This is a genomic window from Janthinobacterium sp. Bl 1 (genome assembly GCF_058215535.1).
In genome coordinates, this window is the sequence record NZ_CM177086.1 from 1402903 (window position 1) to 1426258 (window position 23356).

Genomic DNA, 23356 nt, shown 5'->3' on the forward strand with positions numbered 1-23356 from the left:
CAGCAGTCCTATTATCGTGCCACGACCGCCTGCATGGCAATGGCCAGTGCCGTGCCGACTTGCGCATTGTGCTTGACCAGCGCGATATTCGTCGCCAGGCTGCGGCCATCCGTCAGCTGCTTGATGCGCGAGAGCAGGAATGGCGTGACTTGCTTGCCTTTCACACCGCCCGCGTCAGCTTCCTGCAGCGCTTGCGCGGTGATGGCATCGATCTCTTCCTTGGGCATCGCTTGCGCGGCCGGCACGGGGTTGCTGACGACCACGCCGCCTGTCAAGCCCAGCTGCCACTTGGTGCCGATGAACGCGGCTTGTTCGGCGGCCGTATCGAGGCGGAAATCGGCTTTGAAGCCGCTTTCGCGCGTGAAGAAGGCAGGAAAACCTTCCTGGCCCACGCTGATGACGGGCACGCCGTGCGTTTCCAGGTATTCCAGGGTCAGGCCGATGTCGAGGATGGATTTGACGCCCGCGCAGACGACGGCCACCGACGTTTGTGCCAGTTCCTGCAAGTCGGCGGAAATATCGAAGCTCGTTTCCGCGCCGCGGTGCACGCCGCCGATGCCGCCAGTGACGAACACGGAAATTCCTGCCAGTTCCGCGCAGATCATGGTGGCTGCCACGGTGGTGGCGCCCAGCTTGCCTTGCGACAGGACGAACGGCAGGTCGCGGCGGCTGACCTTCATGGCGTCGGGCGAGGTGCCCAGCAGTTCCAGCTGTTCGGGCGACAGGCCCACGCAGATTTTTCCATCGATGATGGCGATGGTGGCCGGTACGGCGCCGCCGTCACGGATGATCTGTTCCACTTCGCGCGCCATTTCCACGTTTTGCGGATACGGCATGCCGTGCGAAATGATGGTCGATTCCAGCGCCACGATGGCCTTGCCGGCGGCGCGCGCGTCGAGCACTTCTTGCGAGAACAAGAGGAAATTCTGTAATTGGGTCATGTCAGTCCTGTTGAAAGAGGGTAGGTGGGGGCGGCGCCAGGTCGGCGTCGTCAATGTTGTCGAGTGCGCCAGCGGAAATCTGGGGCGAGACGGTGGCCGCCGATTCCAGGGTCATGGCGGCCAGCTTCAGGCCGCGCCGGCAGGCCAGTTTCAAATCGCTGCTGTCGTGGTACAGCGACCAGCAGACGGCGGCGGAAAACGCGTCGCCGGCGCCCGTCACGTCGACGGCGTCCACTTCGCGCGCGGCCAGGTGGACGATAGGCGCGTCCAGGCTGTCGCCATCCGTGAAATACACGCCTTCGCTGCCGCAGGTGACGATCATCTGGCGCGCGCCCTGGCGCTGCACTTCGCGGCAGGCGGCGCGCAGATCGGTTGCCGTGGGCAAGGCCCGCGCCACGCGCGTTTCCAGTTCGCCACGGTTGAGTATCAGCAAGTGCAAGCCCGACAGGTCTTGCGGCAAGTGCGCCATCTTCGGCTGCGAGACGGCGACGATGACGAGCGGCGTCGCATGGGCCGCGTCCTGGCGGGCATCGGCCAGCAGTGCCTGCACGCTGTCGTGGCCCAGGTTCAGGTCGCAGACGGTGAGGGCTGCGGCGGCGCGCTGCGGCTGGCGGCTATGCAAAAAGGCGGGGGTCAGCTGTTCGTACAGTTGCATGTTGGCCATCGCCAGCAGCATTTCGCCATGTTCGTCGAGCACGGCCGTGTAGGTGCCGCTGCTGGTATTGCTTAGATGCAAGCTGCCGCGCATGTCGATGCCCGCGTCTTCCGCGTGCGTCTGCAGGGCGTGGCCGGCCGCATCGTCGCCCAGCGCCGTCAGCAGGGCGACGGGGATCGACAAGCGGGCCAGGTTTTCCGCGATGTTGCGGCCTACGCCGCCAAACACTTCTTCCGAACGCACGGGATTCGAGGTGCCCATCTGCAGGGTCGCCAAGGTGCGCATCTTGCGGTCGAGGTTGGCGGCGCCGATGCACAGCACGGGACGGCTGTCGGGCAGCACATAGGCGCGTCCCAGCAGGCGGCGCTCGCGTATCAATCCGGCGATGTGGCCGGCGACGGCCGAGCGCGACAAGCCCAGTTCGCTCGCCAGGTCTTGCTGCGAGATGAAGGGGTTGTTGCGGATCAGCGTGTACAACTGGTCTTTTTTATTGGTATCGGTCACAGGGTTTTCGCTGGGGTTTAAACATTTGTCTGAAACTGTAAACATTTGTCCGATCGGTGTCAAGCTCGTGTCAAGCGTGCATGAAAAACCTTCGTATGGAGCTTGTATGCATGCATTTTCCAGGGATGGCAGGCTGGGGCTAGCCTCGACTATAATGTCGGCCATTTATATTTGAATTGTATAAATGGGCAAGAAAAATGGTATTTGCCATACATATTCCGTTTGATGCATAGTGGCGGCAAATAGAGGCAATACGCATTTCGATATACCTCAGTAACACCATACATACCCGATACCTGGGCGCGATATTTTGCCTATACCGCCGCGCAGGCAGCAACCCATCACCATTAGTCAATCAGAGGATAACCATGTCGAACAACACCCCTTTCCACGCCGCCGAAATCATCCGTGCCCGCGCTCCTGAAAATTTCAAGCCGCGCGTGGCGATGATCCTCGGCTCCGGCCTGGGTGTGTTGGCCGAGCAGATGACGGACGCCGTCAGCATCAGCTTTGACGAATTGCCAGGTTTCCCGATCAGCACCGTGCACGGCCATGCCGGCGAACTGGTGATCGGCACCCTGTCGGGCGTCGCCGTCGTCTGCATGAAGGGCCGTGGCCACTTCTACGAAGGCTATGGCATGGGCGTGATGACGAGCGCCATCCGCACCCTGAAACTGCTGGGCTGCGAAATGCTGTTCGTCACCAACGCCGCCGGTTCCCTGCGCCCTGAAGTGGACGCCGGCAGCCTGGTGGCCATCAGCGACCACATCAACCTGCTGCCAGGCACGCCGATGGTCGGCCCGAACGACGACCGCTTCGGCCCGCGCTTCTTCAGCATGGCCAACGCCTACGATGCGGACCTGCGCAATCTGGTCAAGGACACGGCCGCTTCGAACGGCATCACCCTGCACGAAGGCGTGTTTGTTGCCTACCCTGGCCCGAACTTCGAGACGGCCGCCGAAATCCGCATGATGGCCCGCCTGGGCGCCGACACGGTCGGCATGTCCGTGGTGCCGGAAGTGGTGTCGGCCCGTCATTGCGACCTGAAAGTGGTGGGCGTATCGGTGATTACCAACCTGGCCGAAGGCATGTCGCCATTCGCCCTGTCGCACGAACAGACCCTGAAATACGCGGCCATCGGCGCGAAAGACCTGGTCAAGCTGATCCTGGCTTTCCTGGCCACCGTGGCCACCAAACCGCAGGCCTAAGCACTTTTTTACGCAGTAGCGGCGCGCCGGCCACCGGCGCTGCCGCGCGGCAGGCCGGGAAAATCCGGCCTACACTGTTCGCATCATCTTCGCATCACTCCATAAAGCGAGCCTTATCATGTCACGCGCATTTATCCTCCTGCTTGATTCCTTCGGCCTTGGCGCGACGCCAGACGCCGCCAAGTATGGCGACGCAGGTGCCAATACCTTTGGCCACATTGCCAGCACTGTCGCCAAAAGCGGCAAGACCTTGAAACTCCCGAACATGGAACGCCTGGGCCTGGGCGCCGCGGCGCACCTGGCCAGCGGCGAATGGGCCACGGGCTTCGACCGGCGCGACGGCTTTACCGGTGCCTACGGCGCGGCGCGCGAGCGCTCCACCGGCAAGGACACGCAGAGCGGCCACTGGGAAATCGCCGGCGTGCCCGTCGAATTCGACTGGGGATATTTTCCCCGCACCACGCCATCGTTCCCGGCCGACCTGACCGACAAGCTCAAAGCCCTGTCCGGCGTTCCCGGCTTCCTCGGCGACTGCCATGCCTCGGGCACGGACATCATCAACAAGCATGGCGACGAGCACGTCGCCACCGGCAAGCTGATTATCTATACGTCGGGCGACTCGGTGATGCAGATCGCCGCGCACGAAGAATCGTTCGGCCTCGAGCGCCTGTACGAAGTGTGCGAAATGGCCTTCAAACTGGTCGAGCCGTACAACATCGGCCGCGTCATCGCCCGTCCGTTCACGGGCAGCAATGGCAACTACACGCGCACCTCCAACCGCCACGACTACGCTGTCGCGCCACCCGCGCCGACCCTGCTCGACCACGTCAAGAATGCGGGCGGCGAAGTCGTCGGCCTGGGCAAGATCAGCGACATTTTCGCTACCCAGGGCATCTCCAGAGTCGTCAAGGGCGTCGACAACATGGCGCTGTTCGAAGCGCTGTTGAAGACGGCCGATGAGGTGCAGGACAAGTCGCTCACCTTCGTGAACTTCGTCGATTTCGACCAGGCGTTCGGCCACCGCCGCAACGTCGAGGGCTATGCCGACGCGCTGCGCGAAATGGATGCGCGCCTGCCGGAATTCATGGCCAAGCTCAAGGAAGGCGACCTGGTCGTGATCACCGCCGACCATGGCTGCGACCCGACTTGGCACGGCTCCGACCACACCCGCGAACACATACCGATGATCTTCTTCGGCCCCGGCGTCGCCCCGCGCGCACTGGGCATTTCCGAGACCTTCTCCGATATTGGCCAAACCCTCGCCAAACACCTTGGCGTACCACCACTTGCTAATGGAACCAGCTTGTTATGACACTCATGCATCCCGAATTCAAGCGTAACGAGGCCGTTGGCCTCGACCTGGGCTGGATCAATCAGATCCGCGTCAACCGCGCCGCGACAGACCGCCGCGCGGCCAGCCTGGCAAACCGCCGTACCGTGAAAAAGGAATACCAGGCCGCCTGGCTGGTGAAAGCCATCCAGATGATCGACCTGACCACCCTGGGCGGCGACGATACGCCGGGCAGAGTCGAACGCCTGTGCATGAAGGCCATGCGCCCGCTGCGCGCCGACCTGATGGAGGCACTGGGCCTGACTGACTTGAGCACCGGCGCCGTGTGCGTGTACCACGAGATGATCCAGCCGGCCGTGAAAGTCATCCAGGGCCGCTTGCCCATCGCCGCCGTATCGACGGGTTTCCCGGCCGGCCTGACAAGCATGGAAACGAAGCTGCGCGAGATCGAGCTGTCGGTCGCCGCGGGCGCTTCCGAGATCGATATCGTCATCACACGCCAGCACGTCCTGAACGGCAACTGGCAAGTGCTGTACGACGAAATGCTCGCTTACCGCAAGGCGTGCGGCGAAGCGCACGTGAAGGCGATTCTCGCCACGGGCGACTTGCTGACCATGGAAAACGTGGCCAAGGCGTCGTGGGTCTGCATGATGGCCGGCGCCGATTTCATCAAGACCTCCACCGGTAAAGAGGGCGTGAACGCCACCATTCCCGTGGCCCTGACGATGGTGCGCACGATCCGCGAATACCACGAGCAGACGGGCTTCCAGGTGGGCTTCAAGCCGGCCGGCGGCGTCAGCTCGGCCAAGAGCGCGCTGCAATACCTGACCCTGATGAAGGAAGAACTGGGCAACGAATGGCTGCAGCCGCACCTGTTCCGCATCGGCGCTTCCAGCCTGCTGACCGACATCGAGCGCCAGCTCGAGCACTACGTCACCGGCAGCTACTCGGCCAATCATCGTCACGCACAACCTTAAAGAACAATCGTCATGCCAACAATTAACGAGATTCTCAATACTATGGACTACGGCCCTGCTCCCGAAAGTCAAAAAGAAGCGCAGGCGTGGCTTGATGGCCACCAGCGCACATTTGGTTTGTTCATCGACAATGCCTGGAGCGCGCCAGCGGAACTGTTCGCCTCGACCAATCCTGCCGACGGCACGCAGCTGGCCGAACTGACGCAAGCGAGCGATGCCGACGTGGAACGCGCCGTGGAAGCGGCGCGCCGCGCGCTGCCCGTATGGCAGGGCATGGGCGGCCACGGCCGCGCGAAAGTCATGTACGCGCTGGCCCGTCTGCTGCAAAAGCATTCGCGCCTGTTCGCCGTGCTGGAAACCCTGGACAACGGCAAGACCATCCGCGAAACGCGCGATATCGACCTGCCGCTGGCCGCGCGCCATTTCTACCATCACGCCGGCTGGGCGCAGCTGCAGTCGGAAGAATTCGCCGACTACCGCGCCGTGGGCGTGGTGGGCCAGATCGTGCCGTGGAATTTCCCCCTGCTGATGCTGTCGTGGAAAATCGCCCCGGCCCTGGCGGCCGGTAACACGGTCGTCTTCAAGCCGGCGGAATTCACGTCGCTGACCGCCATGCTGTTCGCCGAACTGTGCGTGCAGGCGGGCGTGCCGGCCGGCGTCGTCAATATCGTCACCGGCGACGGCCGCGTGGGTTCGGCCATCGTCAACCATCCTGGCGTCGACAAGATCGCGTTTACGGGTTCGACCGAAGTGGGCCGTTTGATCCGCGAAGCGACGGCCGGCAGCGGCAAGAAGCTGTCGCTGGAATTGGGCGGCAAGTCGCCGTTCATCGTCTTCGAAGACGCGGACCTCGATGGCGCCGTGGAAGGCCTGGTCGATTCGATCTGGTTCAACCAGGGACAAGTGTGCTGCGCCGGTTCGCGCCTGCTGGTGCAGGAATCGGTCCAGGAACGCTTCCTGAACAAGGTACGCGCGCGCATGGAAAACCTGCGCCTCGGCTCGCCGCTGGACAAATCGATGGACGTGGGCGCGCTGGTCGATCCGGTGCAGCGCCAGCGCATCGCCGCGCTGGTCGATTCGGCCCGCGCCGAAGGCTGCGACGTGTGGCAACCTGCTTGCGAATTGCCGCTTGATGGCTCGTGGTTCCCGCCAACCCTGATCACGGGCGCGTCGACCTCGGCCGCCGTGGCACAGGCTGAAATCTTCGGCCCCGTGCTGGTGGCGATGAGCTTCCGCACGCCGCCCGAAGCGGTGCAACTGGCGAACAACACGGTGTACGGCCTGGCCGCCAGCGTGTGGACAGAATCGATCAGCCTGGCCCTCGATATCGCTCCCGCCATCAAGGCTGGCGTGGTGTGGATCAACAGCGCGAACCAGTTCGACGCGGCTTGCGGCTTCGGCGGCTACCGCGAATCGGGCTTCGGCCGTGAAGGCGGCCGCGAAGGCATGCTGGAATACATGACGGCCCTGGCCGAAGATGCGCGTCCGGCCCTGCCGGTGGCGGAAGCGAAAGCCAAGGGCAATGTAAAGCCGGCGGCAGCCGATCCATTCGCCATCGACCGCACGGCCAAGATGTACATCGGCGGCAAGCAGGCGCGCCCCGACAGCGCCTACAGCGCGCCCGTATTCGGCGCAAACGGCGCCCTGCTGGCCGAAGTGGGCGTGGGCAGCCGCAAGGATATCCGCAACGCCGTCGAAGCGGCCCATAAAGCGTCCGGCTGGACCAGCGCCACGGCGCACAACCGCGCGCAAGTGTTGTACTACATCGCAGAGAACCTGGCAGCGCGCGCCGACGAATTCGCCGCCCGCATCGCCGCCATGACGGGCAGTAAAAATCCCGAGAAGGAAGTGCAGGCCTCGATCGAACGCCTGTTCTACTACGCCGCCTGGGCCGACAAGTACGACGGCCTGGCGCACCAGCCGCCAACCAAGGGCATCACCGTGGCGCTGAACGAAGCGGTTGGCGTGATCGGCATCGTCTGCCCGAACGAAGCGCCCTTGCTCGGCTTCATTTCGCTCGTCGCCCCGGCCATCGCGCTGGGCAACCGCGTGGTGGTGGTGCCGTCGGAAGCGCATCCGCTCTCCGCGCTGGACCTGTACCAGGTCTTCGACACGTCCGACTTGCCGGGCGGCGTCGTCAACATCATCAGCGGCAACGCCGATGAACTGGCGCGCACCCTGGCCACGCACGCCGACATCGACGCCGTCTGGCGCCATGACGGTTCCGCCGAAGGCTGCGCGGAAGTCGAGCGCCTGTCGGCCGGCACCCTGAAGCGCACCTGGGTCGGCGGCGCCAAGGGCCGCGACTGGTATAGCGCCGCCCAAAGCGGCGGCCGTGCCGTGCTGGCGCATGCGTCGCAAGTGAAAAACGTGTGGATTCCTTACGGCGTCTAAGTTTGTAAAGCAGGATAGTGGGGCCGGTTCTTCCGCGCAGCGATGCGCCGGGGCGCCGGCCCCAAGTTGCTTTCGCCAGCAAGGCGTGTAGGTCGGATTAGCCCGCAGGGCGTAATCCGACAAGGCCGCTGGATCGACATCAGCATTTGAATAGGACATCGGGAGCTATCATGTTTCTAACTCAGGAAATCATTCGCAAGAAGCGCGACAAGGGCGTATTGAGCGCCGAGGAAATCCAGTTTTTCGTGCGCGGCATTACTGACGGCAGCGTCAGTGAAGGCCAAATCGCGGCGCTGGGCATGGCCGTCTATTTCAACGACATGAACATGGACGAGCGCGTGGCGTTCACCCTGGCCATGCGCGATTCCGGCCAGGTGCTGGACTGGCGCTCGCTGAACCTGCCTGGCCCCATCGTCGACAAGCATTCGACGGGCGGCGTGGGCGACGTGGTCTCCCTGCTGCTGGGACCCATGGTTGCCGCATGCGACGGCTACGTGCCAATGATCTCGGGCCGCGGCCTGGGCCACACGGGCGGCACCCTGGACAAGTTCGACGCCATTCCAGGCTATTGCACCGTGCCGGACAATGAACTTTTCCGCAAGGTGGTGCAGGAGATCGGCGTGGCCATCATTGGCCAGACGGCGCAGCTGGCGCCGGCCGACAAGCGCTTCTACAGCATCCGCGACGTTACCGCCACGGTGGAATCGGTGGCCATGATCACCGGCTCCATCCTGTCGAAGAAACTGTCGGCCGGCCTGGACGCGCTGGTAATGGACGTGAAAGTGGGTTCGGGTGCCTTCATGCCGACCTACGACAAGTCGGTGGAACTGGCCGAGAGCATCGTCGCCGTCGGCAATGGCGCGGGCATGCAGACGTCGGCTATTCTGACGGACATGAACGAGTCGCTGGCGCCGTACGCCGGCAATGCGCTGGAAGTGCGCGGCGCCATGGATTACCTGACGGGCCGTTCGCGTCCCGCGCGCTTGCATGAAGTCACGCTGGCGCTGTGCGCCGAGATGCTGGTGCTGGGCGGCCTGGCCGCCACCGAAGAAGAAGCGCGCGTGAAACTGATGGCGGCCCTCGATTCGGGTGAAGCGGCCGAGCGCTTCGCGCGCATGGTGTCGGCCCTGGGCGGTCCGGCCGATCTGGTCGAACATCCGGACAAGCACCTGGAACAGGCGCCGTTCATCGTGCCGGCACCGGCGCTGTCGGCCGGCTTTGCCAACGTGCGCGATTGCCGCGCCATCGGCCTGGCCGTCGTGGCCCTCGGTGGTGGCCGCCGCCGTCCAACGGACAGCATCGACTTTGCCGTCGGCCTGACGGACCTCGTGGGCCTGGGCGAGCCAGTGTCCTTGGGCCAGCCGCTGGCCATGGTGCACGCGCGCACGGCAGCGGCGGCGCAGCAAGCCGTCAGGGAAATTCAGGAAGCCTATGACATCAGCGCCGTGGCGTTGACGGCCAATCCCGTGATTTATCGTACGATACGACCTTAAACTAAATCTGGGGTCAGACCCCCGTCTGCGATGGTGCTGAGCTATGCGTTGGTGGTGTTGAGGGTCTGACCCCGGCCTGAATGATTTCAAAGGTATGACAGAAAAAATGAACAACCAAGAACTGATCGCCGAAGCCAATGCCGGCCGTGAACTGGCCTACGCGCCATACTCGCGCTTTAAAGTGGGCGCGGCGCTGCTGTGCAAGGATGGCCGCGTCTTCCGTGGCTGTAATGTGGAAAACGCCGCCTATGGCCTGTGCAACTGCGCCGAGCGCACGGCGTTTTTCAGCGCCATCGCGCATGGCTGCAAGCCGGGCGACTTCGCCAAGCTGGCCGTCACGGGCGATACGGCCGAACCGATCTCGCCATGCGGCGCCTGCCGCCAGGTGATCTTCGAGATGGGCGGCGCCGACTTGCCGGTGATCCTGACGAACCTGAAAAACGATGTCATGGAAGTGACGGCCGGCTGGCTGCTGCCGCACGGCTTCGGCAATTCCGACCTGGACATGAAGTAACAGGATCCGCTTGAACAAGACGATAGACATCCAGGCCGCCGTGGCGATTGCCGCGGCCGAAGCCATGGCAGCGAAGACGCAGGGCACGTTCGGCGTGGGTGGCGTGCTGCTCGACGGCGCCGGCAACGTGCTGCAATCGATGCACAACAACGTCGTGCGCCAGGGGCTGGTATTTGACCCCACGGCGCATGGCGAGCGCCAGCTGGTCGATTGGTATTTCGCCGAGCGGGCCAAGGGCGTGACCTTGCCGCCGCCGGGGGAACTGACCATCGTCACCTCGCTCGACCCGTGCTGCATGTGTACGGGGGCGATTCTGGCGGCCGGTTTCAACGTGGTGGTAGCCGCGCCGGACGTCAAGGCGGGCATCAATTACGATGGCAGCGCCATGTTCACGGCCTTGCCGGCGCCGCTGCAGGCGCAGGCGGGACGCAGCTTTTGCTATCCGGCCGTGCGCGGCGCCACCGAATACGCACGCGCGCCGTCCGGCGCCGCGCCCAAATCTTTTTTCATCGGCAAGAGCATCCACGAGGCGACGCAGGCACTGTGCTCGCTCGTGTTCGAGTCGACATCGGCGCAGGTGATGCGGCTGCTGAACGCGGGCGACGACGTGCATCTGCGCGATCCGGCCACCTTGCCGTCCGAGCATGCCGTGGTGCGCGCCTTGCGCCGCCGCTATCCTGACGCCCTGACTTACCGCTGCGAGCCGCATGCGCCCGATGCGGGTCTGGCGCCATTTCTGCAGGCGGCCATGGAGCAGGACGTGCACGATGGCGGACAGGGCGACGCTGCCGCCTTGCTCGACTCCTTCGGCAACCTGCTGCTGTGCATGCCGGGCAAGTTGAACCAGTCGGTCATCCGCACGCCGTTCATGGAATGCACGCGCCAGTACGCGCAGCTGCGCTTCGAGTTGATGGCAAGCGCCGATCCTGCGTTGCAGGAAGACATCAAAAGCTACTTGGGCCACCCCAAGCACGGCACCTTTGTGCTGGCCATCGGCCCGGACGACGGCGCCGCCAGTTTCATGACCCTGGGCGCCTACGGCTCCACCATGGAAGGGGCGCTGCCGGAGAATAATCCCGCGCAATTCCAGTACGTGCGCCCGGCCATGGGGGAGGACGCGCTGCTGGCGCTGTGCGAGTCGATGCCGCCGCTGTACCGCAAGCTGATACGCATCCGGCCGCGCCAGGTGGCGAGCGAGGACTTGATCAGCGCACTGGCCTAGGTGTCATCGTCCGGCAGGTTTTTCAGCAAGAAGTCGCGCACGTTTTCACCGGCGATGCGGCGGATCTGCGCTTCCGACAGGCCAGCGTCGAGCAGCGCCTGCGTCAAGCGCGGCAAGCCGGCCGCATCGATGGCCGTGGTGACGGCGCCGTCGAAGTCCGAGCCATAGGCCACGTGTTCGGCGCCGATCAGTTTGACCGTGTACTTGATGGCGCGCGCGATGGACGCCACGTCCTTGCCGCAGACGGCCGTATTCCAGAAGCCGATACCCACCAGGCCACCCTGGGCGGCGATGCGTTTCAACTGTGCGTCGCTGAGGTTGCGGCCGTTGGCGCAAGTGCCGCGCACGCCCGTGTGCGACACCATCACGGGGCGTTTCGCCATCGTCAACACGTCGTCGATGGTGGCCGGCGAGGCGTGCGCCAGGTCGACGATCATCTTGCGCTGCTCCATGGCGCGCAGCCATTGCTTGCCCAGCGGCGTCAGGCCGTCTTTCTTCAAACCATGCTGGGAGCCGGACAGTTCCGTATCGAAGAAATGCGTGGGCGCGGCCATGCGGTAGCCGGCCCGGTACAGGGTGTCCAGATTATCCAGCTTGCCTTCCAGCGCATGCGCGCCTTCCAGCGTCAGCCAGCCGGCCAGCAGGGCGGGGTCTTTTTCGCGCGCGGCGATGAAGCTGCGCAGCTGGGCGCGGCTGCCGATGACCCGGACCTTGCCATCGCTCTTGGCCGCTTGCTGGCGCAGCTCTCCGGCCTGGTAGGTGGCGCGCGCCAGCAGGCTGTTCCAGGTGGCGGGCGGCAAGCCTTGCGCCACCACGAGCGCCGTGATGTTGTCCGTGTCGCTGCCATTGCGTTCGATATTCATCTTGCGCGGCGTCTTGGTGACGACGGAAAACGCTTGCAGCGCCACGTTGGCGCGCTGCAGGCGGGGGAAGTCGACATGCCCGCGCTGGCTGTCGCGGTTCAGATTGCGTTGCCACAGCAGGCTGTCGGCGTGCAGATCGGCGATCCACAGGCTCTGGTGCAGGGTTACAGTGGCTGCCGATGGCGCCTTGCCGGACGGGGGATGGACGCGGTTGAGATGTTCGTCGACGAGGACGGGAGCGGACAGGAAACCGCCGATCAGCGCAAGGCTGGCGGCGGTGAGGGTGCTGATAATCATTGTTCTCCGTTTTACCATGGATCGTAGGTACCCAGGCTCCAGATATGGCCTTCCGGGTCGCGGCAGGTAAAGCCCCGTCCACCGTAATCTTCATCCTTGATGTCGAGCATGATCTCGGCGCCCGCTTCGCGCGCGCTGCGGTAGACGGCGTCGGCATCGCTGACGACCAGGTAGCAGCTTTGCGTGTTGGCGCCGCCGATGTCGCCGGGCAGTTTCATCAGGCGGCCATAGTCGCTGTCGATGGCCGGTGCCACCATGACCATGCCATTGCCAAAGCTCAGTTGCGCATGGGCGACGCCACCGTTGCCGTCAGGCACGATCAATTGTTTTTCAAAGCCGAGCGCCTTGCACAGCCATTCGATGGCGGCGGGCGCGTCGCGGTAGCGCAGGCAGGGAATGGTCGTCGCTGCTGTCGCTTTTGCTGTCGTGGTCATCAGAAAACTCCTATGGCTGTGGGGGAGTAGCTTCGATCATGGATCCTGCATGGCGTTCCACATCAAACCCATCCATCGGGATGGGCTTGACGCCCGTCAGTGCTGCGCCCATCCATAGTGCCATAGAACCATCATTGCACTCTTGCCACGACACAAATTTTTATTGCGGCGACTGCTGCGAGCCAGGCACTTTTTCGTCTGCGCCGGCATCGTCGCCGTTGCTTGCCCATTTCAGCAGCATGACGAGGGCAAACAGCATGATGGCCAGCGGCAAGATGGTGATCAGGAACGCCAGGCCCAGACAGCATACCAGCAACATGGGCCAGGGCATGGCGCGCAAGGCTGCCATGCCCTGGCGCGTGTAAGCGCACAGCTCGTTCCAGAAAGCGCTGAAGGAAGTGCTGCCCGGTGCCGAATTGATGTCTTTCATGCCGTTCTCCTGTCGTGTGGGTGCCGCTGCCGTATGCATGCTGGCAATGAATCCACTATAGGCAAAACCTTGCTGCCGAGCATCGCGTATGCGACGAATGGCAGGAATGGCGGAGCGAACGGCGACAAAACGGGACAAGCGGTTAGTCGAACACCTTGAGTTTCAGCTGGAAACTGAGCGCGCCATACAGGCGGTCCTTGTAGGACGGCACGATGGCGATATTCACGCCCACGCGCTGGTATTCATAGCTGATGGTGGGGACGAGGGCCGGGAACCAGCCGCCATCGCGCATCTTCGGATAACCGCTGAAGCCGCCAACGACGGCGCCGATGCGCAGCGGGCCCACCTTGATCGGCTGGTAGTACACGCCCAGGTAATTCGAGTAGGCGCGGTCGCTATTGTAGAAGCGGCCAGCTGTGACCGACGCGACCGTGGAAAAGCGGTATTCGGCGCCCAGGCCCGGATTGCTGTCGTTCAGGTTCTTGTCGCGCTGAAAGTGATATGAGTAAAAGCCCGCGTTGAGCCAGGTTTCGCTGAGCGGCTGGTTGTCGATCATGTTAAACACATCGGCGTGCGCGCCGCAGGCATATGCCAGCATCAGTGCGCCTAGGGACAATCGTTTCATGCGTGCTTCATCCTTATGATTTCGTACTCTGTGGGCCGGCCTGGTCTGGCGCTGCCGCGATCGTATCACCAAGTTGGCTGCGCTTCTAAGCAATATTGAAAGTGCAGAACAGGCGGCTGTTTGCCCGTCTGTTCAAAGCGTCATCGGGACGGCTAACGCGTTCTCCGGGCAGCGATAGGAGAATGATTCTCATTGTGCAACTGTGTTTGCATTATTGTTACAAAAGTTGTTGGTTTGCGACATATCAAAGTCAATGGATATGATATTCTGGCGTCAAGTTAATTTTCTTTTTGGAAATAAAATGTCAATCATGCCTAAATCATCATTCGTACTCGTTCTGTCGACCGTGTTTGCCGCCAGCGCCGCGCAAGCCGGTGTTGTCGATTTGGGCATCGGTGGCGCCAATTTATATTCCCTGAGCAACTTCAGCGCGTCCGGCAGCGATGTCGAAGGCGGCGTGCTGGTGGCCGGTAATTTGACGGCATCGAACTATTCCGTCAATGACAAGAACAAGGACGCCTACGTCACGCACGGTAATACCGGCTATGCGCTGGTCGTTGGCGGCAACCTGAACTACAGCTCCGGTTCTATCAAGAACGGCAATTACTTTGTGGGCGGCAGCACGACGACGAGCAGCGTGGGCCTGAACACGGCGACCAAGACGATGGCGTCGCCCGTATCGTTTGCATCGACCTCGGCCCAGCTGAAAAATACCTCGGCCTCGCTGGCGAACGTGGCATCCACGGGCAGCAGCTCCGTGGCCTACGGTGGCATGACCCTGAAGGGCGGCACGGGCGGCGTGCAAGTGTTCGACCTGACTTCCGCAGCCCTGGGCGGGGTGAACAACTTCAAGTTCAGCAATCTGCACACGAACGACACCCTGATCCTCAATATCAGCGGCACGAACGTGAACCTGTCCGGCGGCTACGGCGATTTCAGCAAATACAATGTGCTGTACAACTTCTATGAAGCGCAGACGATCACCTTGAACGGCGTGGGCTTGTACGGCAGCGTCCTGGCGCCGCTGGCGACCATGGCCGGTGGTAACGGCCAGATCAACGGCGACGTGGTCGTGGGTAACTGGGCTTCGAACATCCAGGTCAACGCCAGCCATTCTTTCAACGCCACCAACGTGGCCGGTTATGTCTCGGCCGTGCCGGAACCGGAAACCTATGCGATGCTGCTGGCAGGCCTGGGCCTGGTTGGCTTCATGGCGCGCCGCCGCAAGAGCAAGACGGCAGCGTAACGTTCGCGCTGTTCGGGAAACCGCCTTTCAAGGCGGTTTTTTTTCGCCTGCCGGCGGCATGGACACGGCCGCCAGCACCATGTGCGCGATCAGGATTTCCGCATCCTCGTAATCCTTGCGCGTGAGCTGCCTGCGTTCCAGCACCAGGGCCATCTGCGCCGAAAAATCCGCATACGATTGCGTCATGGCCCAGATGGCGAACATCAGGTGCGTGGCGTTGACGGGCGCGATCCTGCCGGCCGCGATCCACGCTTCAAAGACGGCGATATCCTTGCGCAGCAGGGGCACGACCCGGTCGCGTATCTGCGCGCCGTACAGCGGGGCGCCATTGATCACTTCCAGCGCATACACGCGCGAAGCCCATGGCTGTTCACGTGAAAAACGCAGCTTGGCGCCGATATACGCGCGCAGCACGTCGCGCGGTTCATCGTGTGCATTGGCCAGCATGTCCATGCGCGCCAGCCAGTCGTCGAGCACGTCGTCGAGCACGCGCTGGTACAGCAGCTGCTTGGACGGGAAGTAATACATGAGGTTCTGCTTCGACAGGCCGGCCCGCTCGGCGATGGTGGCGATCGATGCACCTTCATAGCCGCTTTCCGCGAACACGCGCACGGCTTGCTCGAGGATGTCCGCTTCCAGGCGGTCGCGGTTTTGCAGGCGCCGGCCGCCGGCATTTTTCACGAGAAGGGCAGGGGATTTGTCGCTGGCCATGGCGGTTTCTTTAGCGTGGGCGTATCGATTGCAGGAATGCCTGCAGCACGGGGGTATCGGTGTAGGCCACGTTGAAGCGGAACCACACCGTCTCGGGCGCGCGCAGCATGAAAAATTCGTTCGGCGACAGCAGGATGCCCGCCTTCAAGGCCATGTCGGCGATGACCTTGCCATTCCATTCCGGCGTCTGCACGTCGGGCCAGCCGGCGCTGACGAACATGCCGCCGCGCGGACGCGCCATGGGCGCCATGCCCGCCTGTGCCAGGCAGTCGATGCTGCGCTCGCGGGCCGCATCGAGCTGCGCCACCAGCCGTTCCACCATGCGCTTGTAGGGCCGCGCGGAGATGGCGTGGTAGACGGCACGCTCGTTGATTTCCGACGTCGTCAACCCCGCCAGCATCTTCACGCGCACCAGTTCCGCCACCAGCGACGGCGAGGCGCAAATCGACCCCACGCGCAGCACGGGCGACAGGGTCTTGGAAAAACTGCCCACGCGGATCACGCGGCGCAAGCCGTCCATGGCCGCCAGCGACGCTTCGCCGCGCGCCGCCAGTTCGCGGTAGATATCGTCTTCCACCAGCCAGAAATCGAATTGCTCGGCCAAGGCCAGCAGGCGGTGCGTCTGCGCCTGGCTGAGCGAGGTGCCCAGCGGATTTTGCAGCACCGTGTTGACGAACATCAGCTTGGGCTGCGTGCGCGCGGCTTCGCTGGCCAGCGCATCGAGGTCGAGACCCGCCTCGCCGCGCGCGATGCCCACGGGGATGCAGCCGTGGTGGCGGATCAGCGACTGCAGATTGCTGTAGCCGGGGTCTTCCACCAGCACCGTATCGCCCGGCTTGGTCAGGCTGCGCAGGATCAGATCGAAGGCATGCGTGGCGCCATGCGTCAACAAGACCTGGTCGGGCTCCACCTGGAACAGCTCTTCCGACAGGCTGCTGGCCAGGTGCTGGCGCAGCGAAGGAAAGCCCAGCGGGTGGCCATAGCCGCGCAGCCGGCTGGCGGGAATACGCATGGCCTGGCGCACGGCATCGAGCACGGTCGCCTCGCCATACATTTCGGGCGGCAGCCAGCCCGCACCCACGGGCAGGGCGTCGGACACGCCCGAATACAGATCGGGCGTGAGGGCGTCGATGGCGGTGGGGCTAGCGTGTACGGCCGCCTGCGGCGAGGCGGCGATATCGTGGCGCGCGACGAAATAGCCGGAACCGCGGCGCGACGACAGCAGGCCGAGGTTGACCAGGCGGTCGTACGATTCGACGACGGTAAACGTCGACACGCCATTGCAGCGGGCGAACTGGCGCACGGACGGCATGCGCGTGCCGATGCGCAGGGCGCGGCTGCCCACCATGACGCTGATGGCGATGACGATCTGCTCGACCAGGCCGCCCTTTTTCTGGCGGTCGATGTCCAGCACGGGCCAGCCGGTAGATTGCTCGGGGGCATCGTCTGTGCTGTCGCTGTGCTTCACGGTGGCTCCTTTCTGCTCAAGTAACCCCCAATAAATTCTTGTGATTTCTGACTTCCATAACCGGCGTTCTGCAGCGTTGCCTGCTGCTAGCAGTGCTTACACTGCGTCGCAACAGGCGCCTTGCATAGCATCCGGTTCTGTTTGTCATAAATTCACAATAATTTCCCGGAGATTACTTAACACAAAACTGTAGTGGTTTTCCGACCTGTACGGTTGGGATACTTTGCCGTTTGTGTATCTGTGCCATTGGGGATGGCCTGTCTATTATTACATCAGCTTTTTGCCAACTGGTAAATTATTTTACGCATCGTCAAAAACGATCCTGGCCCCGCGCCAGCCCATCCCAAGGAGAAGGTCATGAACGAAACAAGGCCGGAATCGATGTCGGCATTCTGGATGCCGTTTACGAATAACCGTGATTTCAAGGCCAACCCGCGCTTGCTCGTGTCGGCTGAAGGCATGTACTACAAGGACGTCGATGGCAACGCCATCCTCGATGGTACGGCCGGCCTGTGGTGCGTGCCTTGCGGCCATGCGCAGCCGAAAATCGTCGGCGCCATCCGCGAGATGGTGGGCCAGCTGGACTTCGCGCCCACCTTCCAGATGGGCCATCCGGCCGCCTTCGAGCTGGCGGAAAAACTGATGGATTACACGGGGCATAAATTTGGCCACGTCTTCTACACCAACTCCGGTTCCGAGGCCGTCGACACGGCCTTGAAGATCGCGCTGGCCTACCACAGGGCGCGCGGCGAGGGTGCACGCACCCGATTGATCGGCCGCGAACGCGGTTATCACGGCGTGGGCTTCGGCGGCATTTCCGTGGGCGGCATCGGCGGCAACCGCAAGACCTTCGGCCCCTTGCTGCCCGGCGTAGACCACCTGCCGCACACGCATAACCTGGACAAGAATGCCTACACGGTGGGCGAGCCCGAATACGGCACCCACCTGGCCGATGAACTGGAACGCATCGTCGCCCTGCATGACGCCTCGACGATCGCCGCCGTCATCGTCGAACCGGTGGCCGGCTCCACGGGCGTGCTGATCCCGCCGAAAGGCTATCTGAAACGCTTGCGCGAACTGTGCACCAAGCACGGCATCCTCTTGATTTTCGATGAAGTGATCACGGGCTTCGGCCGCATGACGACGCCGTTCGCGGCTGATTATTTCGACGTCGAGCCGGACCTGATGACGACGGCCAAGGGCCTGACCAACGGCATGGTGCCGATGGGCGCCGTGTTCAGCAAAAAGTATATCCACGACGCCTTCATGGATGCGCCAGCCGGCATCGAACTATTCCACGGCTACACGTATTCCGGCCACCCGCTGGCCTGCGCGGCCTCGCTGGCGACCCTGCAAGTGTTCGAGGAACAGGACATCCTCGGTCACGCTAAAGCGATGCAGGCGTATTGGAGCGACGCCGTGCATTCCCTGAAAGGCTTGCCGCACGTGATCGACTTGCGCAGCATCGGCCTGATCGCCGGCATCGAACTCGATCCCATCGCCGGCAAACCCGGCACGCGCGCCTTCAACGCATTCAAGCAGGCCTTCGCCGACGGCGTGCTGATACGCACGACGGGCGACATCATCGCCCTGTCGCCGCCGCTGGTGCTGGAAAAACAGCATGTCGACGAGTTGTTTGGCAAGCTGGCGACGGTACTCAAAAATCTCGATTGAACTGCAAACTCAAACAAAACCCGGGGTCAGACCCCCTCATCCATTAGCGTCGACTTTTGCGTTAGCGGCATTGAGGGTCTGACCCCAGCCTCTGCCCTTGGGGTTAAAAAGGAACACCATGAACGATCTCGACACGATTACCCACTACATCAACGGCGCCAAAGTCGACACCCAAAGTGGCCGCTATGGCGACGTCTACAACCCCGCCCTGGGCGAACCCGTGGCCAGGGTAGCGCTGGGCACCGTGGAAGACGTCGGCGCGGCAGTGCAGGCGGCGGCCGCCGCCTTTCCCTCGTGGTCGGCCACGCCGCCATTGACGCGTGCGCGTGTCCTGTTCCGCTATCTGCAGCTGTGCCAGCAGCATACGGACGAATTTGCCGCCATGCTCACGCGCGAGCATGGCAAGACCTTTGCCGATGCGCAGGGCGAGGTGGCGCGCGGCATCGAGATGGTGGAGTTTGCCGTCGGTATTCCGCAACTGCTGAAAGGCGAATTCACGGACCAGATTTCGCGCGGCATCGACGCCTGGTCCATGCGCCAGGCACTCGGCGTGGTGGCCGGCATCACGCCATTCAACTTCCCCGTGATGGTGCCGATGTGGATGTTCCCCGTCGCTATCGCCTGCGGCAATACCTTCGTCTTGAAACCGTCGGAGCGCGATCCGTCGGCGTCCCTGCTGCACGCGAAACTGCTGAAAGAGGCGGGCTTGCCCGATGGCGTCTTCAACGTGGTACAGGGAGATAAAGTGACGGTCGACGCCCTGCTTGATCATCCTGTCGTGCAGGCGATCAGCTTTGTCGGCTCCACGCCAATCGCCGAATACATCTATGCGCGCGGCAGTGCCAGCGGCAAGCGCGTACAAGCCTTGGGCGGCGCGAAGAATCACATGGTGGTGATGCCCGACGCGGACATGGACATGACGGTCGATGCGCTGATCGGTGCGGCCTACGGTTCGGCGGGCGAGCGCTGCATGGCCATCTCCGTCGTGGTGGCCGTGGGCGACGCGGGCGACAAATTGATCGATGCACTGGCAACGCGCACGGCCGCACTGAAAGTGCGCGACGGCATGGAAGATGGTGCGGAAATGGGACCGGTCGTGTCCCTGGCCGCCAAGCAGCGCATCGAAAAACTCATCGCCTCGGGTGTGGAGCAGGGTGCGACTCTGGTCGTTGATGGCCGCAACCATGTGGTGCCGGGCCGCGAGAATGGCTTCTTTGTCGGCGGCACTTTATTTGACCACGTGACGCGCGACATGAGCATCTACAAGGAAGAAATTTTCGGCCCCGTGCTGTGCGTGCTGCGCTGTCCTGACGTGGTGCACGCGGTGGAACTGATCAACGCCAACGAGTATGGCAACGGCGTGGCCATCTATACGCGCGATGGCGGCGTGGCGCGCGAATTCGTGCGCCAGATCCAGGTCGGCATGGTGGGCGTCAACATCCCCTTGCCCGTGCCGATGGCCTTCAACAGTTTTGGCGGCTGGAAGCGCAGCATGTTCGGCGACCACCACGCCTATGGTCCCGAAGGCGTGCGTTTCTACACGCGCCACAAGGCCGTGATGCAGCGCTGGCCGAACACGGCAAGCGCTGGTGTGGAATTTGCTTTTCCCCAGATGAAGTAAGGGTTTCAAATCACAAGCCGGCCGCACATAACAAGAGGAATACGCGATGATCGAGTCTTTGAACTATTTGCCCCATCCCGCCCTGCCCAACGAGGAACTGGCGGGCCATTTCACGGACCTGGCGCCGCCGCTCACGGCGCGCCAGGCCGCCATCGAAAGCGCCCGCTGCCTGTATTGCTACGACGCGCCGTGCAGCCGCATCTGTCCGTCGGAAATCGACGTGGCCAGCTTCATCCGCAATATCCACGACAAGAACATCAACGGCGCCGCCGCCGGCATCCTGAAACAGAACATCCTGGGCGGCAGCTGCGCCAGGGTCTGTCCGACGGAAATCCTCTGCGAAGACGTCTGCGTGCGCAACCACGACGCGGAAGGCCAGCCCGTCAAGATCGGCCTCTTGCAGCGCTACGCCGTCGACCACATGCATTTTGCACAGCACCCTTTCAAGCGGGCGGCCGCCACGGGCAAGACCGTTGCCATTGTCGGCGCGGGCCCTGCCGGCCTGTCGTGTGCGCACCGCCTGGCCATGCTGGGCCACGACGTGGTGATCTTTGAAAAGGAAGACAAGGCAGGTGGCCTCAATGAATACGGCATCGCCAAGTACAAGCTGACGGACGATTTCGCGCAAAAGGAAATCGACTTCCTGCTGGACATCGGCGGCATCGAGATTCGATGTCGCCAGGCGCTGGGCGAGAACGTGCAGCTGCGCGACTTGCACGCGCAGTACGACGCCGTCTTCCTGGGACTGGGCCTGGGCGCCAGCCGCAAGCTGGGCTTGACGGGAGAGGATGCGCCGGGCTTGCTGGCCGCCGTCGATTACATCGCCGCGCTGCGCCAGGCGGACGACTTGGCCGCGCTGCCCGTGCCGAAGCGCGCGATTGTGATCGGCGCCGGCAATACGGCCATCGACATGGCCGTGCAGATCCAGCGCTTGGGCGCCGAGGAAGTCACGCTCGTCTACCGGCGCGGTTTCGACGCCATGACGGCCACCCACCATGAACAGGAAATCGCCAAGGCGAACCAGGTGCGCATGCTGACGTGGGCCCAGCCGCAGCAAGTGCTGCTCGACGCTGGCGGTAAGGTGGCCGGCATGCGTTTCGAAAAAACGGTCATGCAGGGCACGCGTCTGGCGGGAACGGGGGAAACGTTCGACGTGGCGGCCGACGCCATCTTCAAGGCCATCGGCCAGAGCCTCGACACGGAAGTGCTGCATGACCCGATGGCGTCGCTGCTGAAACGTGAAGGCGACAAGATCGCCGTCGATGGGGGCTTTCGCACGGTGCTGCCGGGGATCTATGCGGGCGGCGATTGCGTGGCGCCGGGGCAGGACTTGACGGTGCAAGCCGTCCAGCATGGCAAGCTGGCCGCACTGGCCATCCATTCCGATTTGTTCAATAAAGTGGAGGCTGCATAATGGCTGATCTCAGCATCGAATTTTGCGGCATCAAGGCGCCGAATCCCTTCTGGCTGGCGTCCGCACCGCCGACCGACAAGGCCTACAACGTGGTGCGCGCGTTCGAAGCAGGGTGGGGCGGCGTCGTGTGGAAAACCCTGGGCGAAGACCCGGCCGCCGTCAACGTCTCGTCGCGTTATTCCGCCCTGTACGGCAAGAACCGCGAAGTGGTCGGCTTCAACAATATCGAGCTGATCACCGACCGCTCGCTGGAGATCAACCTGCGCGAAATCACGCAGGTGAAGAAGGACTGGCCCGACCGTGCCATGATCGTCTCGCTGATGCTGCCTTGCGAAGAACACTACTGGGCCGACATCCTGCCCAAGGTCGAGGCGACGGGGGCGGACGGCATCGAACTCAATTTCGGCTGCCCACACGGCATGCCGGAGCGCGGCATGGGCGCGGCCGTGGGCCAGGTGCCCGAGTACGTGCAGATGGTCACCGCCTGGTGCAAAAAGCACAGCCGTTTGCCCGTCATCGTCAAGCTCACGCCCAATATCACGGACGTGCGCATGCCGGCGCGCGCGGCCAAGGCGGGCGGCGCGGATGCCGTCTCGCTGATCAACACCATCAACTCGATTACCTCGCTGGACCTGGACCGCATGGTGGCCCTGCCCATCGTGGGTGGCGCCAGCACGCACGGTGGCTATTGCGGCTCTGCGGTCAAACCGATCGCGCTGAACATGGTGGCGGAAATCGCCCGCGATCCGCAGACGCGCGGCTTGCCCATTTCCGGTATCGGCGGCATCGGCAACTGGCGCGACGCGGCCGAATTCATCGCCCTGGGCGCCGGCTGCGTGCAGGTGTGCACGGCCGCCATGCTGCATGGTTTCCGCATCGTCGAAGAGATGAAGGATGGCCTGTCGCGCTGGATGGATGAAAAGGGTTATGAACGCATCAGCGACTTTTCCGGCAAGGCCGTGGCCAACACGACGGACTGGAAATACCTGGACATGAATTACCAGGTCATCGCGCAGATCAACCAGGACGACTGCATCAAATGCGGCAAGTGCTACGTGGCTTGCGAAGACACGTCGCACCAGTCGATTGCGCAGCTGATCGACGCCGCCGGCACGCGCACCTATGAGGTGATCAAGGATGAATGCGTGGGCTGCAACCTGTGCGAAATCACCTGTCCGGTGCAGGGCTGCATCACGATGGTGCCGCAGACGACAGGCAAGCCATACATGAACTGGACGCAGGATCCGCGCAACCCTCGGGCATTGGCGGAGTCGGCATAGGGCACGGTTATTGCGTGCGTTTTATTTGTAAACAGCGGCCGGCCTTTGCGGTAAGCTAGATTGACTTAAAGGTCGCGCCGTTTCTATAAAACCG

General features: G+C 63.0%; 20 protein-coding genes. 12 read left to right on the top strand and 8 right to left on the bottom strand.

Annotated elements, in window-relative coordinates; translation table 11 throughout:
* Positions 1-11: 11 nt before the first annotated feature.
* Both AC4BCN_RS06395 and AC4BCN_RS06400 read right to left on the bottom strand, forming a co-directional pair.
* Positions 12-941, bottom strand: coding sequence for a pseudouridine-5'-phosphate glycosidase (locus AC4BCN_RS06395; RefSeq protein WP_070303425.1), 930 nt, complete (start codon positions 939-941; stop codon positions 12-14).
* A gap of 1 nt (position 942) precedes the next feature.
* Positions 943-2100, bottom strand: a complete 1158-nt coding sequence (locus tag AC4BCN_RS06400) for a carbohydrate kinase (RefSeq protein ID WP_070303424.1) — start codon at positions 2098-2100, stop codon at positions 943-945.
* A 368-nt stretch (positions 2101-2468) separates the two neighbouring features.
* Here AC4BCN_RS06400 and xapA point away from each other — a divergent pair, with 368 nt between their 5' ends.
* The 7 genes from xapA (at position 2469) to AC4BCN_RS06435 (ending at position 11199) form a co-directional block, all read left to right on the top strand.
* A complete protein-coding gene (xapA, locus tag AC4BCN_RS06405) occupies positions 2469-3308 on the top strand; it encodes a xanthosine phosphorylase (protein WP_128140502.1) in 840 nt (279 codons plus the stop codon).
* A gap of 118 nt (positions 3309-3426) precedes the next feature.
* Complete coding sequence (locus AC4BCN_RS06410; protein WP_058050229.1) at positions 3427-4620, top strand: phosphopentomutase; 1194 nt, start codon at positions 3427-3429, stop codon at positions 4618-4620.
* On the top strand, positions 4617-5576 hold the full coding sequence (deoC, locus tag AC4BCN_RS06415) for a deoxyribose-phosphate aldolase (RefSeq protein ID WP_034754550.1): 960 nt from the start codon (positions 4617-4619) through the stop codon (positions 5574-5576). The genes AC4BCN_RS06410 and deoC overlap by 4 nt, the downstream gene beginning before the upstream one ends.
* Positions 5577-5588: 12 nt before the next feature.
* Positions 5589-7970: an aldehyde dehydrogenase family protein gene (locus AC4BCN_RS06420; protein WP_490492830.1), complete on the top strand. Its 2382-nt coding sequence runs from the start codon at positions 5589-5591 to the stop codon at positions 7968-7970.
* A 170-nt stretch (positions 7971-8140) separates the two neighbouring features.
* Entirely contained in the window at positions 8141-9463 is a 1323-nt protein-coding gene (deoA, locus tag AC4BCN_RS06425) for a thymidine phosphorylase (protein WP_490492831.1), read from the top strand.
* 106 nt (positions 9464-9569) lie between these two features.
* A complete protein-coding gene (locus AC4BCN_RS06430; RefSeq protein ID WP_034754695.1) occupies positions 9570-9977 on the top strand; it encodes a cytidine deaminase in 408 nt (135 codons plus the stop codon).
* A 4-nt stretch (positions 9978-9981) separates the two neighbouring features.
* Positions 9982-11199: a nucleoside deaminase gene (locus AC4BCN_RS06435; RefSeq protein WP_338682238.1), complete on the top strand. Its 1218-nt coding sequence runs from the start codon at positions 9982-9984 to the stop codon at positions 11197-11199.
* On the opposite strand, the gene AC4BCN_RS06440 is transcribed toward AC4BCN_RS06435, so the two are convergent.
* The 4 genes from AC4BCN_RS06440 to AC4BCN_RS06455 form a co-directional block, all read right to left on the bottom strand.
* Positions 11196-12359: a dipeptidase gene (locus AC4BCN_RS06440; protein WP_338680906.1), complete on the bottom strand. Its 1164-nt coding sequence runs from the start codon at positions 12357-12359 to the stop codon at positions 11196-11198. The genes AC4BCN_RS06435 and AC4BCN_RS06440 overlap by 4 nt on opposite strands.
* Before the next feature lie 11 nt (positions 12360-12370).
* The gene (locus AC4BCN_RS06445) at positions 12371-12793 is read right to left on the bottom strand and encodes a VOC family protein (RefSeq protein WP_338680907.1); all 423 of its coding nucleotides are present in this window, start codon (positions 12791-12793) and stop codon (positions 12371-12373) included.
* Between the two features lie 160 nt (positions 12794-12953).
* On the bottom strand, positions 12954-13223 hold the full coding sequence (locus AC4BCN_RS06450) for a hypothetical protein (RefSeq protein WP_034754563.1): 270 nt from the start codon (positions 13221-13223) through the stop codon (positions 12954-12956).
* Between the two features lie 142 nt (positions 13224-13365).
* Positions 13366-13848: a hypothetical protein gene (locus AC4BCN_RS06455; RefSeq protein WP_139090112.1), complete on the bottom strand. Its 483-nt coding sequence runs from the start codon at positions 13846-13848 to the stop codon at positions 13366-13368.
* 310 nt (positions 13849-14158) lie between these two features.
* Between AC4BCN_RS06455 and AC4BCN_RS06460 the strand changes: the two genes are divergently transcribed.
* On the top strand, positions 14159-15094 hold the full coding sequence (locus AC4BCN_RS06460; RefSeq protein ID WP_338680908.1) for a choice-of-anchor A family protein: 936 nt from the start codon (positions 14159-14161) through the stop codon (positions 15092-15094).
* 27 nt (positions 15095-15121) lie between these two features.
* Here AC4BCN_RS06460 and AC4BCN_RS06465 read toward each other — a convergent pair whose 3' ends face one another.
* Together AC4BCN_RS06465 and AC4BCN_RS06470 are read right to left on the bottom strand one after the other, a co-directional pair.
* Positions 15122-15805, bottom strand: a complete 684-nt coding sequence (locus AC4BCN_RS06465; protein WP_319992320.1) for a TetR/AcrR family transcriptional regulator — start codon at positions 15803-15805, stop codon at positions 15122-15124.
* Positions 15806-15815: 10 nt separating this feature from the next.
* Complete coding sequence (locus AC4BCN_RS06470) at positions 15816-17273, bottom strand: aminotransferase-like domain-containing protein (RefSeq protein ID WP_338680909.1); 1458 nt, start codon at positions 17271-17273, stop codon at positions 15816-15818.
* Between the two features lie 357 nt (positions 17274-17630).
* On the opposite strand from AC4BCN_RS06470, the gene aptA reads away from it, so the two are divergent.
* The 4 genes from aptA (at position 17631) to preA (ending at position 23262) form a co-directional block, all read left to right on the top strand.
* On the top strand, positions 17631-18947 hold the full coding sequence (gene aptA / locus AC4BCN_RS06475; protein ID WP_176390514.1) for an omega-aminotransferase AptA: 1317 nt from the start codon (positions 17631-17633) through the stop codon (positions 18945-18947).
* 118 nt (positions 18948-19065) lie between these two features.
* Positions 19066-20568, top strand: coding sequence for a CoA-acylating methylmalonate-semialdehyde dehydrogenase (locus AC4BCN_RS06480; protein WP_338680910.1), 1503 nt, complete (start codon positions 19066-19068; stop codon positions 20566-20568).
* A gap of 46 nt (positions 20569-20614) precedes the next feature.
* Positions 20615-21982 carry an NAD(P)-dependent oxidoreductase gene (locus tag AC4BCN_RS06485; protein WP_338680911.1) on the top strand — a complete coding sequence of 456 codons (1368 nt, stop codon included), beginning with the start codon at positions 20615-20617 and terminating at the stop codon, positions 21980-21982.
* A complete protein-coding gene (gene preA, locus AC4BCN_RS06490) occupies positions 21982-23262 on the top strand; it encodes an NAD-dependent dihydropyrimidine dehydrogenase subunit PreA (protein ID WP_070303410.1) in 1281 nt (426 codons plus the stop codon). Before AC4BCN_RS06485 ends, preA begins: the two co-directional genes overlap by 1 nt.
* Positions 23263-23356: the final 94 nt, after the last annotated feature.